This window comes from Streptomyces sp. NPDC002851 (assembly GCF_053591935.1).
Map to the genome: position 1 here is coordinate 167,458 of NZ_JBSFUT010000010.1, position 14,720 is coordinate 182,177.

Below are 14,720 nucleotides of genomic sequence, written 5' to 3' on the forward strand. Positions count from 1 at the left end.
TCCGCCACCCGTTCTGTTGACCGGGTGGCCCCGGGGGCACGGGGGGCCCGGGGGAGCTCAACCCCCGCGCGGGCGACGGATCTCCACCCCCTCTGCGGAAGAGCCGCGAAGTGCGGAAGCCTTCCACAGTGAGGGGCGGCGCCGGGGCTCAGTCCATTCTGCGGGCCGTCCCCAACAGGCCCGTCTCCGCGTCGGTCGGTTCGGTCATCACGTACTTACGGTGCTTACGGGTACACCACAGCGCCACGTTGTCCGACAAGGTCGGAAGCAGCTGCAGGTGGTCGGCGGTTACGCCGAGGGTGTCGCGTACGACTTCGGTCTCCTGCGGCGAGATCCGCTGGATACCGACGAGTTGGGCCTGCGCGAGCCAACGAGGGGCGTGCTCACCGACGTACGGAAGCACGGTCACCACGGACTGCCAGGGCAGCGACGTCACACGGCCGCGCGGCGGGCGTACACCGCAGTCACGGATCAGCACAACGGGGCTGGAAACCGACGGCCCCTGTGCCGGAACCCGGCCGACCGGATACACCGTCACGCACTGCTGACCGCCGCCCGCCGCCTGTGCGAGCTGCGTCCATACCTGCGGGCGGCCGGTCTCGACGGCCACCCGGGCACCGGTCGCGGCGGCGCGCAGCGCGAGCACCTGGGCCAGCCACAGGCCGCCCACGACGCACACGTCGAACGGGTTGGGCCGGGCGAGGCCGAGCACGGCGGGCTGGTTGTCGGTGTCGGTGCCGATGATCACGCCGTCGTCGCCGATCGGCATGCTGATCGCGGCGATCTCCTCGGCTGCCACCACATGCCGGTTGCGGCGCGGGCCGCGCAGGCCGAAGCCCGGGCTGAAGATGCGTCGCTGCTGCTGCGGTTGCTGCTGATCCGGCGCCTGGAGCAGCGGGATCATGCCGGTGTCGGTGGGCGAGGCGACGTGCGCGGGCCGGCGTACGGCGTTGTCGGGTGCCTGGCCGTGCTGCTGCCCCGGGTTCATGGTCGGAGTGGGATAGGACATCAGTTGGTACCTCCCAGCGGCAGGGTGGCCAGAGCTCCGGGGACCTGCTCGCGGTCGAGGCGCACCAGGCCGACCTTCGAGGCGCCCGCGGCGCGCTCCAACTCGCGCCGCGCCTGTCCCAGTTCGTTCTCGCCGCGGCCGGTGATGCGGACGTGCCCGGCGATCGCGATGCCGCGGTTCCCGGCCCGGCTCAGTGTGGTGCTGAAGGTGGTGGCGAGCACCGGCAGCGAGGTGAAGCGGGTCACCAGCTGTGGCAGGCCCACACCGCCCTGGCCCAGCTGCGGCCAGCGGGAGATCCAGTACGTGGTGTGCCAGCGGTCGTCGACCCGCCAGGTGCGGGCCGCCTCGACGGTGCGGCGCTGGGCGGGCTGGCGGTCGTTGCCGGTGTGCTGGCTGTTGGCGCGCGGGTTCAGGCAGCTGGACGTGGCGACCGCGTTCACCAGCTCGTTCTCGTCCAGGATGGTCGCCTCGAAACCGGCGCCCGCGAGGCGGCTGGCCAGCTGGTCGGCGACGCGCAGAAGCGCGCGCTGGGCACCGGGAACGCCGTCGCCGCGGGCCTCCACGGCCTCCGGGCAGAGTTCGGGGTCGAGCTTCAGGGCGATCCAGGTGAGCCGCAGCGCGGGCGAACCGGCCTGGGCCTGAAGCGGGCCGTACGACCGCGCGGCGACCGACTGCTGCGGCAGGTGCGGGGCGGGCGCGGGCTGGGTGTGCTGAACCACCTGGGCGGAGGCGAGCTGGATGCCGTCGACCTCGAGGGCGTCCTGGATCAGGTGCAACGGCAGCTGGCGGCGGGCGACTTCGGGCCGCAGCGGCTCATCGCTGGGCTGCACGAAAAGAACCGCGGTGAGGAAGGACCCGTCCCCGATCATCCCGATGGACCGGTCGTCCCGCGAGACGAAGCTGTACGTCCGAAGGGCCGGGTCGCACTCGACGGCGGGCGCCAGCATCGGGTCCGTACCCGGCGGCACCGGCTGCTTGGCCTCGCGCTGGCGGTGCTGCAGAGCGCGCGCGGTCTCCCACCACTCGGGCAGCGGGCGATGGTGCCGACGCAGGATCGCGAGCAGGACGAGCAGCGCGGCGACCGCACCGGCCGGGGCGAGCAGCCACCGCTCGGTCACCCAGGCGACCACCATGATCGCGGCCGCGAGCTCCACCAGGACGAGCTGCTGAAGCCGCAGCGGACCCAGGCCGCCGGGCCGGGGCAGCGTGCGCGGGGCCGCGGAGGTGACCGCCGTGGGCGCGGGGACGGGCGTACGGCCGTCCCCGCTGCCGCCGCCGTTCCCTCGGCGGCCCCTCGGCTGCTGCGGTGCGCGGCCTCCGCGCCGAGTGCTCGTAGCGCTGCTCATCCCCCGGGGTTTCCCTTTCGCTTTCGCAGTTGTTGTTCGCTGTTGTCGGCTGGTCGCGGCTCGCTGTCGCGGTGCTTGCGTGCGGTGGTGCTCGGGCCTGAGGTGATGCGGTGCCGTGCCGCGGTATTCGGCCGTCGCGGTGTTCGGCTGTCCCGAGTCCGTCGCGGCGTACGTACTGGTGTGGGAGGTCACGCTACCCGCTGCGGGGCCCCGCGTGACACGGGGGCCGAGCCAGGAAATCGCGGCGGGGCTGTGAACTTCCCGTACAGAACGGACCTCGTGAGCCGAGGGCCTCCGGGGCAGTGCATAGTAGGTGCCCTGTTGTGCTTACCCGGCTCTTGGACGTGGCCACCAAGCCGCGTACGGGCGCCGGGGCTTGACCTTCTTCCGGGCGTACCGGATGCGTTCCTTCCGCATGTAACGCACGTATCGGATCCGTACCGGACGAATCGGGCGAAGCGCGGACCATGCGTGGGGGATGCGCGGCAGGCTGCGGGACAGGCTGCGGGACAGGCTGCGGGACAGGGTGTGCGGCGGGCCGCGAGGGAACGCGCCGCGGTTGCGCGGCAGATGAGCATGGCAAAACGGGAGAAACGGGAGAGCTGGGACACATGGCAAAGCGTCGGGATGAGCTCGCCGCCTATACGTTCGCTCGCAAGCGCACCGTCGCGGCGTTCCTGGCACCGCAGCCCGGCGGGTCGGAGGAGGGCGCACCGCGACCGGTGCGGACCGTCATGCCGAGCCTCGCGGTCGGCGTGATCCTGGTCATCGGCTTCATCGCCTGGGGCGTGATCAAGCCGACGGCGCCGAAGGGCTGGGACACCCCCGGCGAGAACATCATCGTCGACAGCGACTCCACGACCCGCTATGTCGTCCTCCAGGACAAGGACACCAAGGCCAAGACCCTCCACCCGGTACTGAACTACGCCTCGGCCAAGCTCCTCCTCGACAAGGGCAAGGGCACCGTCCTCGAGGTCCCCGGCAAGGAAATCGACAAGAGCGACATCCGCCACGGGCCGACCCTGGGCATTCCTTACGCGCCGGATCGGTTGCCTTCGCCGGAGGACGCCGAGACGGCGAAGACGTGGGCGGTGTGCGAGCGGCCGACCGCCAAGACCGGCGCTGCCGCCGAGGTCGACCGCGCGGTCTTCGTCTTCGACAAGGAAGAGTCCGCGGCCGTCCGCGACGCGGGCAAGGTGAACAGGGGCGAGGCGCTCTACGTCATGGAGCCCGGCAGCAAGCTGGAGTTCCTGATCGACGACAAGGGCAACGCCTTCCGCCTCGGCAGCAAGGAAGTCTTCGCGAACAAGACGGAGATGCAGCAGCTGCGCCTCGCGACCGTCGGCCAGGGCGCCACCCCGCAGCCGGTCAGCAAGCAGTGGCTGCAGTCCCTGAACGACGGGGGCACGATCAGCTTCCCGGCGGTGCAGGGCGTCGGCTCCGAGACCAAGGTCCAGGGCCTGCAGCCGGAGGCGTCGACGGTCGGTACGGTCCTCAAGGCGGCGGACGCGCAGGGCGAGCAGTACTACGTGGTCCTGCCGAACAAGGTCGCCGCGATCAGCGAGTTCGTCAAAGACCTGATCCTCAACTCGCCCGCGGCCGAGCAGGCGTACCAGGGCAAGCAGCCCAAGCCGATCGACGCCGCCGCGTCCGACATCGCCACGGCGAACGGCGGCCCGGCTCCGAGCTACTACGGCGAGGAGGGCTGGCCGCAGCAGGCCCCGAAGCAGGCCAACGCCACGGACCCGGCCACCGGCACCGGTAACAACACCTCGTGCAGCGTCTACAACGGCACGATCAACAAGGACACCAAGAAGCCGAACCTCAGCGCCTGGGCCGGCAAGGCGTACCCGAAGAAGGTCATCTCCGACTCCACGAGCGCCTACGTCTCCTCCGGCTCGGGCCTGCTCTTCCAGCAGATCCGGGGCACGGCCGCCGGTGGCGGCGGTACGTACCTGCTGACGGACACGGGCCTGCGCTACTCCCTGCCGACCGGCAACGACAGCGCGGCGGACAAGGACGGCAGCCAGAGCGAGGGCTCGAAGGACGAAAACGAAGAAACGGACAAGGCGCGCACCCGACTCGGCTACGAAAAGGTGAAGAAGCCGGCATACGTCCCGCAGACGTGGGCCGAATTCATCCCGAAGGGGCCGATGCTGGACACGGGGAGTGCTTCTCAGCCGCAGAGCCAGTGATGCGCTGCGGCGGCTGAGGCGGAGGGGTTCGGGGCGCTCCGGGCGCCAAAGCAGTTACCACTGCCCGGAGTTGACCTTCTTCAATCACAGATCCGTCGCCCGCGTGTGTGAAGTCTGTAACTGATCGCAGCCGCCGCTGGATGCGCGGGCGCCGGACGATAGAGTTCTGTAGGGCGCTCGTTGATATGGCGCTTATCCGGGAGGCGGTACGGGCTCCCCGGAACACGACGACATGGGGGAAGGTTCACCATGGCCGGCTTCAAGGTAACCGAGCACGAGCTCGAGAAGCTCTCGGGCAGGATCGACAGGGCCAACAACGAGATCAGGGGCGAGATCAAGCGCCTCGGTGGCGTGATCGAGCAGATCGCAGGCGGCTGGAAGGGTGAGGCCGCCAGCGCGTACCACCGCCTCCAGGAACGCTGGAACACGGACGCGAACAAGATGAGCGACCTCCTCATGGACATGAAGGAAGCCGTGGACTCCTCGCGCAAGAACTACAACGCGCAGGAGCAGCAGCAGAACGCAGAGATCAGCAAGATCATGTCCGACTTCGGCTGATCGGTCTCTCTTTGGGGCTTCCACCTCGCCCTCCGCTCTCCACTGAACTTCTTCCTGAAGGGGAATGACGATGTCGATTCTCGTCAACTACACCACCATCACCACCGCCGCCCAGGATGTACGCAAGACCGCCGGCCACATCAAGGAACGGCTGCAGGACATTGAGGACGCGGTCAGGCAGGTCGCGCAGAGCTGGGAAGGTGAAGCCCAGGAGGGCTACCAGCGTAAGCAGCGCGAGTGGGACAAGACCGCCGCTGACCTGCACCAGACGCTGATGAAGATCGCCAAAGCGCTGGACAATTCGGCTGAAAGCTACAGGGGTACCGAGAAGGCGAACGCCCAGATCTGGGGCTGAGTCCTCCGATCCAGCCGGGTCAGCCGCCTGGCGACCCGGCTCAAGTCTGCGGCCCAGCTGGCGTGTTGAGCGTCGGCTGGGCCACAAGCGGCTCGGCACCTGCTTCTTTCCCCTGCCGCTCCTCATCTGATCCGACGCAATTCCGCATTTCGTATTCTGTATTCCGCAAGGCAACCCTGGGGGGTCCTGAACATGGGGGTCCTGACGCCCCGTACGCGTACGAGTGGAACCCGCGCACTACAGCGGGCCGTTGGCGTACTCGCGGCAACGGGCGTCTGCCTCGCATCGGCCGCAATCCCGGCCTCGGCCGATACAAAGGAGCCCAAGGACCCTGGCGACGTCAACCTCACCGCCAGCTCCGAGTGCAAGTTCGGCGGCAAGAACTTCCCGTCAACGCCATGGTCGCTCCAGCGCATACTCCTGGACCAGCTGCGTGACAAGGCCACCGGCAAGGGCGTCACGGTAGCGGTAATCGACACCGGCGTAGACGACTCGAATAAACAACTGGCCGGCCAAATGGCCTCCGGCGGCAAGGATTTCGTCGGCAAGGCGAAAGACGGCACTACTGACATCGAGGGCCACGGAACCAAGGTCGCAGGCATTATCGCGGCCAAGAAAATTCCGGGCACGGGCTTCCAGGGCATCGCCCCTGGCGCAAAGATCCTCCCGCTGCGCTACACGGGCGCGGAGGAGAAGCAGGGCAACTCGAACACGATGGTGGCGGCGATCAATTACGCGATCGACCAGAACGTCGACATCATCAACATCTCTTCGGACACCACGGACCGGAAGAACCCCCCGCCCCTCGCCGCCGCCATCAAGAAGGCCGTGGACAACGGCATCCTGGTCGTCGCGGCCTCCGGAAACGACGGCGCGGACGGAGAGTCCAAGGAGACCTACCCGGCGGCCTACGACGGCGTCCTGGCGGTCGCCGCCTCGGACCGCAACGACGAGCGCGCCTTCTTCTCACAGGCCGGCGACTTCGTCGACATCGCCGCTCCCGGCGTCGGCATGGTCTCGACGGTCCCGAAGGGCGGCCAGTGCACCGACGACGGTACGAGCTTCTCCGCTCCGTACGTCGCCGGAGTAGCCGCACTGCTGATGGAAGAGCACCGCGACTGGACCCCGGAACAGGTCGCGACCCGCATGCAGGAAACGGCCCAGCGCCCGACGACGGACCCGAACCGCTACGTGGGCTGGGGAGTGGTCGACCCGATCGCCGCCCTCGAGTCGGACGGCAAGACACCGGGCAGCTCCCCGAAGCCGGAGCCGCCGGCGGCGAGCGCTGAGCGAGTTGAGCCGATGGCGGTGACGCTGGGGGAGACCAGGGCGGAGCGCGATCAGAGGGTGGCCACGTACGTGATGGGGCTCGGCCTGGTCCTCGTGCTGACGGCGGCCGGTAGCGGGGTGGCCGTCCGGGACTGGCACCGTAAGAGGTCCAACTCGGGCGCGGAGTAGGAAGACTTCAGAACTTCAGGGCAACGCAAGGCACAGGGGAGAGGAACGGGGAGATGTCTGACAAGAGCAACGGGCTCAGGGTCGATCTGAGTGCTCTGGACGAGGTTGTCCAGAAGCTGCGCTGGCTCGTGGACGAGACCAGTGGGGTGGAGAAGAAGGCCAAGTACAACACGAATCTCCCGCCGAACGCCTTTGGTATGTCCGGGGGGACAGCTTCAAACGGAGATGCTGTTGCGTTCCGAGAGGCCGGCGACCTGTATGCGGCTCATGATGAGATGAAGCTGCAGCTTGAGAAAATCATCAAGAAGCTCAACGGACTGATCGACAAGTTCGGGACCGACACAAAGAAGGTCAGGGACACGTACGCGAACCAGGAGCACGGGGTCAAGCGCAACATGGGTGACGGCTCCAGTGGCAGCAATGACGGCGTTTACGGATAAGCAGAATTCGTTCATTGGCGGCTGACGGAGGGGTTGATCCAGGTGAGCAATGACGGTCCGAAGGTGCACAGCGTTACCCCGGAGGCCGAGGGGGATGGCGAGCACCATGACGGTAGTGGCATCAGGTGGTGGGGTGGACCTGATGCGGAGGAACACCAGAAACAAGTAGAGGGAAACCATGACTCCCTCCTGAGTTCGAACACTAACGCCCAGGGTGATCGGCGGCCCGACCGGGTAGCGGATCACCGGCAGGGTGAGGCTGCGCCGACCAACTTCTTCGATTACTCGATCAACGGGATGAAGGAGATGGTCAACTCGGCACAGCCAGACCAGATCGACGAGGTCCGGCTGAACTGGATGCAGGTCTTCGAATGGCTCTCCGGCGGCGACTCACAATCCGATGCGCGGACGGATGTTGAGGCCAAGGACAGCGTCCTCGGCATGCTCAAGGCTGCGGTCACGAACGTGACGGAGCACTGGGAGGGGCAGGCTGCGGCCGCTTTCACGCGAAAGGCCAATGAGATTGCCATCAGCATTCAGAACGCCTCGCGATTCGCCAAACTCACAGCACAGCAAATCGAGCTTGCCAACAACGACTTGAAGGAAGTCCGGACGAAAATCGCGGACATCGAGGAGCCTAATAAGGTCTCCTCGTTCGGCGACTGGGTCTCTGATGGCGGTGAGCAGAACGACGAGCAGGCAATGAAGGACCTCAAAAACGGGGTCAGGGCCGACGTCGTGGCCGCGGCGAATGAAGGAGAGCTGTCCGCTGGTATGGAGCGGAAGCTGCAGGCTGTGGCTCTGATGGAGCAGCTGGCGGCTAACTACACGACTTATGCTCGGAACCTGCGGAGAAACAGCTCCACCCCGATTGACGACGACAAGAAGGGGATCGGCAAGCCGAACGAGGACCTGGAACACGGAGGGCCCATCGGTATCCCGGGAGCGGGGATCGGCGGCCCGGGCAAGGCTGGCGGAGCAGCCAAGCCGTGGAGTGCGGGCCTGCCGAAGAAGATTGATGCGGCTCCCACGACGCCTCGGGATAGGGGCATCACAGGTGGGTCCCAGCTTCCGGGCGCCAAGACGAACATCGACAGCATCTCGCCGGGCCTGACGGGAAAGAACACGCTGCCGAATTCCGGGGGGCTCCCTGGTCCCGGTGGTAGCGGCCCCGGCGGCACAGGAGGCACTGGGCTCGTGCCAGGTGGTGGGCCTGGCCTCGCTGGTGCAGGTCGCGGCGGGACTGGTCCCGGAGGTCGCCCCGGTATTGGCGGCATGGGCGGTGCTGGCGCGAACCGAGGAACAGGGGGCCGCGCCGCTGGTGGCCGCCCCGGTATGGGCGGTATGGGCGGCATGGGAGCCGGCGCTGGCCGTGGTGGTGCAAGCGCTGGCGGCCGCGGTGCACTGGCGAAAGCCCGGGGCGGAGTGGTCGGCGCTGCCAAGGGAATCGGCGGCAAGGGCAATGGCGGCGGTGCGGGACTGCACGGCAGCCGTGGTGGAACCCAGCGCGGCGCAATGGCTGGTGGCATGGGCGCTGGCATGGCAGGCCGCGGTAACGGGCGTGGAGACGACAAGGACCGGGGAGACCGCCCCGACTACCTTGTCGAGGACGAAGAGACGTGGATCTCGGAAGAGGACCGCAACCGGAACGTGCCTAGGAACATCGAGTAAGCGCGTGAGCGAGCCAGCGGGCATGCATCCGCTGGCTCGCGTATGAAGGCTGGTCAGTCCAGCTGTAGTTGAGCGAGGAGCAAGGAATTGAGTGTCAAGCGACTCTGGTCAGTAACCGGGGCCCTGGCGATGGCAGGGGCCTTGCTCCTCACCTCAGCGCCCACTGCGTCAGCCGATTATGTTCGTGACAAGCAGTGGACCTTGGACGCCTTCGACGTCGAAAATGTCTGGCAGGAGTCACGAGGGCGAGGGGTAACAGTTGCTGTAGTGGATACCGGCGTCCGAGGAAGTCATCCTGACCTCAAAGGGCAGCTGGTCAAGGGGAAAGACGTCACCAATGGCTCCAACCCGCAGTTGGACGTCAATGGGCATGGCACTCGGATGGCGAGCCTCATCGCGGGTCGCGGGCACGGCCCAGGTAATGCAGATGGAGTGATGGGCCTGGCTCCCGAAGCCAAGATCATGCCTATCCGTGCTTCAGATGGGGAAATGGGCGGCTTTGATGAAAGGCGCTGGGCAGATGGAGTTCGTTACGCTGTCGACCACGGTGCTGAGGTAATCAACCTTTCGTTCGTTGATGATGCCGCCCGCCCCGGTTCTCCTGGAGCACAAGCAATTGCTTACGCTCAGGAGAACGATGTGATCGTCGTGGCAGGTGTTGGTAATGATGGGATCGATGAACTGGAGTATCCGGCGAAGCTACCTGGTGTAGTTCGTGTCGGTGCGATTGATGAGTCCCAGAACCTTTGGGAGAACTCAAACTACGGCAGTGGAATCACCCTGATTGCCCCGGGCGAGAACATTGTCGCAGCGGACCACACGGTCCCTGAAGAGTACTCCAGCGCATCTGGCACCTCGGACTCCTCAGCCTTCGTATCGGCTACAGCTGCATTGGTCCGCTCCAAATTTCCGGACCTAACCGCAGGCCAGGTGATCAACCGTCTGATCAAGTCAACCACCTTCCTCGACCACAAGGTTGACAAGGTCCCCGACGAGAAGTTCGGCTACGGAATGATCCGCCCGAACAAGGCCCTGCGGATGGACATCCCAGCTGGCCCGAAGGCCGGTCCGCTGCCGCAAGCTCCGGCGGAGAAGGAATCTGCTGCTCCTGAGACCCAGGGGGGCCAAGATTCGGCTTCGGCTGCTCAGAAGGACAGTGACTCTACCTCCGGCGCTTGGCCTCTCATCATCGGTAGTGCCGTGGCGGCGTTGCTCGCCTGCGCGATCATCATCGCCATCGTGCTCAGCCGTCGTCGGAGCTCATGAATGAGTGGCCCGATGGCCTAAGGGCACATGCTCCGGCTTCTCAGGAAGCCGGGAGCTCACTGCTGGGTCGATCGCTTATAGAGATCCCGGCGTCGCCGAGCCTTCGCTTCCTGCTGTGCTGCTCGGCTTGAGAGCAGTTGAACCGTGCAGCAATTAGTGGCTGGAGGCAGATGGTGGAGGATCGAGAAGAGAGCAGCCTGATAGCCAGTTGCATGGTCTGGACGGGCACAGTCGGAGCGATCTTGTGTCTGCTGCTACAGGAAAGCGCATCACCGCCGCGTTGGGATCTTCTGGCCTGCGTCATGGTGTCGGCTGTTGGCATTTCTTGGCGGTTGAGGAGTCAGCAACTGCAAAGAAAGAGGGCTCCATTGGAGCCCAGCGGCCCAATCTCTGGTCAAGCTCCTCCCATTCGGTTGATGGGGCGCTGGACGGCAGTCAATCAGGGTTTCCGTACCTCGCTGCTCGTGGCGGCTTGCACTGTCCTCCTTCTGATAGCGGGCTTTCAAGACAGTGACGTTGCTGCTGGGGAAGACACTCCGGGCTGGGTCACACTGGCCGGCAGTAGCTATGTCGGCCTCATCATCTTGGTCTGGTCTGTGGGATCCCGTGCAGCAAAGGCTGCGGAAGGGTCGAAGACGGCTTCTCGCGTAGAGCAGGCGGCTCAGGAAGGGCTGGCCCGTGTGTTGCCGGTGTCGGTAGTCGGCCCGGGTGTTGGGACTCATGCCCCGCCTCCGCCGAGCTCGTTCCTGAACTTCGACCCTGCTCAGCCTGGTCCTTATCCCTCGAAGCGGTTCCGGGAGGGGCGTACCAAACGTCGGGCGGCTGCTCTGCAGCTTGTTACCGGCCAGGGTGGTACGAGGGCTCTGTTCCTGGAGCGTCCGTTGGGAGCGGAAACACTGGCGGCTGTACTCCACGGACGCCGGGGCTGGCTCTATTGGGTGCCAACCGGCGCGGTCACCCGCCCGGGTTGGTCGGCGCCAGCTGTTCTGGCTCTGGACAACGGCCGCTATGTGCGTGGATGGACGCAAGACGCTCCGCAGTTGGCCCTGCCTCAGGGGGAGGAGATGGGGGCGCATCGAGTCCGGGGGTATGTGCAAGGACTTCAACCGGTGCAGGCGTCTGTCCTGTGCGACCAGCAACCGCGGTGGCTCGGCTTTCTGTTCCTTGGGGTAATCGGGCTCATGGGGGTTCTGACGCTTTTTCTGGGAACCCCGGGATCTGGGTTCATCAGTGATGCCGTACCGGTCATCCTGATAGCTCTCGCGACTTACTTCATCGGCGTACGAGTTGCTCGGTATCGCTCGCTCAAGGAAAGCCCAGCTACCACTCTTGCCGGTGCTGGTTGGGCGTCCTCCAATGATGGAGCGTCGTTGTCCCAGAGGGCGATAGACGGATCTGTTCCCCCTCCGCCTCCTCCGAGGCCTCCAACTAAGTAGAAGTCTCGGCTCTCAGCCGACTGGAAATGTTTAGCCGCACGCGACCGTAGTAATTGAAAACGGGGACGGGGATATCAATGGATACGTTCGGAGTCCAGCCAGGTGACCTTGATGGCTACGCCAAGCTAATTGATCGAGCTGGCGACGATATGGTGGCTGCGGTGCAGTTCGTGCGCGACAACGTGGATGTCGAGCAGTCAGGAGCTGGCAGCGTCATATGGGACATGATGGTTGACGCGCATCGTCAGCATTCAGAAGTGGTCTCTCAAACGCTCGCGCTCTACAAGGAGGTACTGACTGCGTCTTCGGACGAGTTGGTGCGTTCGGCTCAGTATTATCGAAGCACCGATAAGGCGGAGGCAGCGCGGCAGGACGCAACCTACCCTGCAACGAAGACACCAGATGGCCCAGACATGATCGATGAAGTGATCGCGGGGTCTCTGCCGAGCTTCCGTGACACGGAAGATGCGCAAAGTAAGCTGAAGATGGATGCCGATCCTGGATTTGGGGATCGGCTGGAAGCCGCGACTATCGGCCGGGTAGAGAGCGGGTTGGATAATTCCAACGGGACAGCCTGGGGGATGATAAACGCGGGGACTGGGATGGTCCTGGACCTCGCTAGTCCGACTGCCCTTATCAATGAGGGGCTTAAGCTCCTGGGCTGGGACCCGCTGGGAGATCTAGCCCAAACCGTGGGCGGTAACTGGGAAGGATTTTCTGAAGCCGCCCAGGTCTGGGGAAAGCTTGCTGCGTTCAGTTCCGCAGTCTCGACCAATGTGCAACGCGGGGCCGGAGCTGTGTGCATCAACTGGAACGGCATGGCTGCAGACGTCGCGTTCGACTACTTCAACGGGCTTGCCGAAAAAATAGCGGGGGCGAAACCAGTCCTTGAGGAACTGGATCGGATCTATCTGGAAATGGCCGGTCATATCAGTTCGTTCATCGACGTTCTGAAGGCTGCTATGACCCTGATCGGAGACCTTATAATTCAGGCAGTTTTTGCGGCTGCTGCTGGCAGTGCCGCCGCGACAACGGGCGTTGGGTTGTTCGTGACGGCTGGGGCGTATGCTGTCGTGGGCAAGAGAATCATGGATGTCATCAACGTTTTCAACAAGACCATGCAGGCCCTCACGATGCTCTATGTGACGATGAACTCTGCTCAGGCGGCTGGACAGAATGTCACGGTAGCTAAGTTGGACGAGATGAAGAAGTTTCCGAAGCCTGGCGGTTCCTACGACAACAAGCTTGTTTAATCCCGAGCGTAGGGGGCTCAGCCAAGAGTTGGTTGAGCCCCCGTTGCGGCCAGAGTTAGTACAGTGACCAGCCCTGGGCGTCGTGGCGACTCTTTCCAGTGGGACGGCGGTTCTCTTGCTGCTCTCCTGAGAGCTCCTGCTCTATTTTGGAGAGTTCCTGCTCGCCCTTGGCGGCCAATTCTTCACGCTCGGAGTCGGATAGTCCATCCCACTTCTCTTTAAAGTCCTGTATTCCTTGGGTCAGGGCCTCAGCGTATGCCGGAATGCTAATGGCTTCCCTGATTCCAACGCGACCTGAGAGTATCTCCTGGGCCATTTCCTTGAGCGGACTGTCTCCTTTGATTTTGGCAAGACTCTCCATGGAGTCGCGAAGCATCTTTGCGCTGGCAGGATCTCGTCCGATCGCCAGGAACTCCGAGTTGTCGGGTTCCTTGTGTGGGTCTGAGGCATTCGTGTTAGTCATCGCGTCTTCCTGGATCTGATAGGAAAAGGGTGCGTCTTTCTGGGGCATGATGTTAGCCACGGGTTAGTTGCGATGCGATGGGCCCGTCCGCACTCGTCACAAGAGGTGGTCGGCCTTTCCCGCCTTGATGTCGCGGATCATCGTACGCAGCGCCTCGCGGGAGTCGGTGAGATAGGTGTCCTCAGACCCCGTCACCGCGATGTACGCGTTGCCAGCGCTGTCCGTGCCTATACGGAAGCAGTTCGCTCCCTCGGCGCAGAACGGCTCTTCCCAGATTATGTCGGTCATGAGGGGCCTTTCTCAGAGGTGGCGGGCGATGTCATTGATGAGGTCGCGTGACTCAGCGGCTGTGAGTGCCGCGGCTTTCATCCAGTCCAAATGGGTACGGTACTTCTCGAGTTGGGCCTGGGCATGGGTGAACTCCGGGCCATGTGCGGAGTCCAGTTCCACGGTGTCGAGCTGTGGGACGACCCCTTCCGCGTAGATCACCGACTGCCCGGCGCCGGGGAAGGCTCCGGCTTTGAAGGTGATGACCCGGACCTCGACGTTGTCGAGCTCGGACATGGCGCACAGATGGTCCAGCTGGGCGCGCATCACCTTGTCGCCCCCGAACTCGATGCGCAGAGCTGCCTCGTGGACGTATCCGACGTACGAGATCGGAGCCTCGCGATGCAGCACCTGCTGCCGCTGCAGGCGTAGGGCCACGCGCAGTTCCACCTCCTGGGCCGAAAGCGTCGGCAGTGCGGCACCGAAGAGGGTCCGGGCGTACGCGTCGGTCTGCAGGAGCCCAGGCACGTGCACGGTTAGGCCTGCGCGCACGCTCTTGGCGTGCCACTCCAGCTCCGCGATGTCCAGGAGTCCGGCGGGGAGTTGGCCGCGATACGACTCCCACCACCCCCGGGTGCGGTCGGCGGCTATTTCCGCGAGGGCGTCGACGTAGGCCTGGTCGTGGCAGTCGTAGTTGCAGGCGAGTGTACGCAAGCGCTCGGGCGTGATGACGCGCACGCCGGACTCGATATTGGAGATCTTGGTGCGGTCGAGCCCCAACAGGCCTGCGGCGTATTCGGTGGATACCTCCGCTGCCAGGCGCATCTTGCGTAGCTCCGCGCCAAGTCGTCTCTGGCGCTCGGTCGGTGTGGTCCTCGGCGGCATGGCCGTCAGTCTGCCTCTCGGAGGTGTGACCGGTCCACCGATGTGGTGGCAATTGCCTGAAATAAGTGGCACCGTGCCACTCCGCGTTCTATGTTGAGCACCACGACAGTCGCTCAAC

General features: G+C 64.8%; 13 protein-coding genes. 8 read left to right on the plus strand and 5 right to left on the minus strand.

Going from position 1 to position 14,720, the window contains the following annotated elements:
• Positions 1–148: 148 nt before the first annotated feature.
• Both ACWD10_RS13750 and eccE read right to left on the minus strand, forming a co-directional pair.
• A complete protein-coding gene (locus ACWD10_RS13750; RefSeq protein WP_451090324.1) occupies positions 149–1,009 on the minus strand; it encodes a hypothetical protein in 861 nt (286 codons plus the stop codon).
• Positions 1,009–2,355, minus strand: a complete 1,347-nt coding sequence (gene eccE, locus ACWD10_RS13755; RefSeq protein WP_451090326.1) for a type VII secretion protein EccE — start codon at positions 2,353–2,355, stop codon at positions 1,009–1,011. The genes ACWD10_RS13750 and eccE overlap by 1 nt, the downstream gene beginning before the upstream one ends.
• A 611-nt stretch (positions 2,356–2,966) precedes the next feature.
• On the opposite strand from eccE, the gene eccB reads away from it, so the two are divergent.
• From eccB to ACWD10_RS13795, 8 genes are all read left to right on the plus strand, one after another.
• On the plus strand, positions 2,967–4,550 hold the full coding sequence (gene eccB / locus ACWD10_RS13760; RefSeq protein ID WP_451090327.1) for a type VII secretion protein EccB: 1,584 nt from the start codon (positions 2,967–2,969) through the stop codon (positions 4,548–4,550).
• A gap of 249 nt (positions 4,551–4,799) precedes the next feature.
• Positions 4,800–5,108, plus strand: coding sequence for a WXG100 family type VII secretion target (locus ACWD10_RS13765; protein ID WP_451090329.1), 309 nt, complete (start codon positions 4,800–4,802; stop codon positions 5,106–5,108).
• Positions 5,109–5,178: 70 nt separating this feature from the next.
• Positions 5,179–5,463 (plus strand): WXG100 family type VII secretion target, encoded by a 285-nt coding sequence (locus ACWD10_RS13770; RefSeq protein ID WP_451090331.1) that lies wholly within the window; start codon positions 5,179–5,181, stop codon positions 5,461–5,463.
• 192 nt (positions 5,464–5,655) lie between these two features.
• Entirely contained in the window at positions 5,656–6,921 is a 1,266-nt protein-coding gene (gene mycP, locus ACWD10_RS13775) for a type VII secretion-associated serine protease mycosin (protein WP_451090333.1), read from the plus strand.
• A 53-nt stretch (positions 6,922–6,974) separates the two neighbouring features.
• On the plus strand, positions 6,975–7,361 hold the full coding sequence (locus ACWD10_RS13780) for a hypothetical protein (RefSeq protein ID WP_451090335.1): 387 nt from the start codon (positions 6,975–6,977) through the stop codon (positions 7,359–7,361).
• 42 nt (positions 7,362–7,403) lie between these two features.
• Positions 7,404–9,032: a hypothetical protein gene (locus ACWD10_RS13785; protein ID WP_451090336.1), complete on the plus strand. Its 1,629-nt coding sequence runs from the start codon at positions 7,404–7,406 to the stop codon at positions 9,030–9,032.
• 201 nt (positions 9,033–9,233) lie between these two features.
• Complete coding sequence (mycP, locus tag ACWD10_RS13790) at positions 9,234–10,298, plus strand: type VII secretion-associated serine protease mycosin (protein WP_451090338.1); 1,065 nt, start codon at positions 9,234–9,236, stop codon at positions 10,296–10,298.
• 1,513 nt (positions 10,299–11,811) lie between these two features.
• Entirely contained in the window at positions 11,812–12,987 is a 1,176-nt protein-coding gene (locus tag ACWD10_RS13795; protein ID WP_451090340.1) for a hypothetical protein, read from the plus strand.
• Between the two features lie 55 nt (positions 12,988–13,042).
• Here ACWD10_RS13795 and ACWD10_RS13800 read toward each other — a convergent pair whose 3' ends face one another.
• The 3 genes from ACWD10_RS13800 to ACWD10_RS13810 are packed head-to-tail and all read right to left on the minus strand — an operon-like array spanning position 13,043 to position 14,602.
• Entirely contained in the window at positions 13,043–13,510 is a 468-nt protein-coding gene (locus ACWD10_RS13800) for a hypothetical protein (RefSeq protein WP_451090342.1), read from the minus strand.
• 36 nt (positions 13,511–13,546) lie between these two features.
• Entirely contained in the window at positions 13,547–13,738 is a 192-nt protein-coding gene (locus ACWD10_RS13805; RefSeq protein ID WP_451090344.1) for a hypothetical protein, read from the minus strand.
• 12 nt (positions 13,739–13,750) lie between these two features.
• Entirely contained in the window at positions 13,751–14,602 is an 852-nt protein-coding gene (locus ACWD10_RS13810; protein ID WP_451090346.1) for a helix-turn-helix domain-containing protein, read from the minus strand.
• Between the last annotated feature and the right edge of the window lie 118 nt (positions 14,603–14,720).

Coding starts and splice junctions, on each gene's coding strand:
- ACWD10_RS13750 (WP_451090324.1), bottom strand. CDS start 1,009: ATGTCCTATCCCACTCCGACCATGAACCCGGGGCAGCAGCACGGCCAG.
- eccE (WP_451090326.1), bottom strand. CDS start 2,355: ATGAGCAGCGCTACGAGCACTCGGCGCGGAGGCCGCGCACCGCAGCAG.
- eccB (WP_451090327.1), top strand. CDS start 2,967: ATGGCAAAGCGTCGGGATGAGCTCGCCGCCTATACGTTCGCTCGCAAG.
- ACWD10_RS13765 (WP_451090329.1), top strand. CDS start 4,800: ATGGCCGGCTTCAAGGTAACCGAGCACGAGCTCGAGAAGCTCTCGGGC.
- ACWD10_RS13770 (WP_451090331.1), top strand. CDS start 5,179: ATGTCGATTCTCGTCAACTACACCACCATCACCACCGCCGCCCAGGAT.
- mycP (WP_451090333.1), top strand. CDS start 5,656: ATGGGGGTCCTGACGCCCCGTACGCGTACGAGTGGAACCCGCGCACTA.
- ACWD10_RS13780 (WP_451090335.1), top strand. CDS start 6,975: ATGTCTGACAAGAGCAACGGGCTCAGGGTCGATCTGAGTGCTCTGGAC.
- ACWD10_RS13795 (WP_451090340.1), top strand. CDS start 11,812: ATGGATACGTTCGGAGTCCAGCCAGGTGACCTTGATGGCTACGCCAAG.
- ACWD10_RS13805 (WP_451090344.1), bottom strand. CDS start 13,738: ATGACCGACATAATCTGGGAAGAGCCGTTCTGCGCCGAGGGAGCGAAC.
- ACWD10_RS13810 (WP_451090346.1), bottom strand. CDS start 14,602: ATGCCGCCGAGGACCACACCGACCGAGCGCCAGAGACGACTTGGCGCG.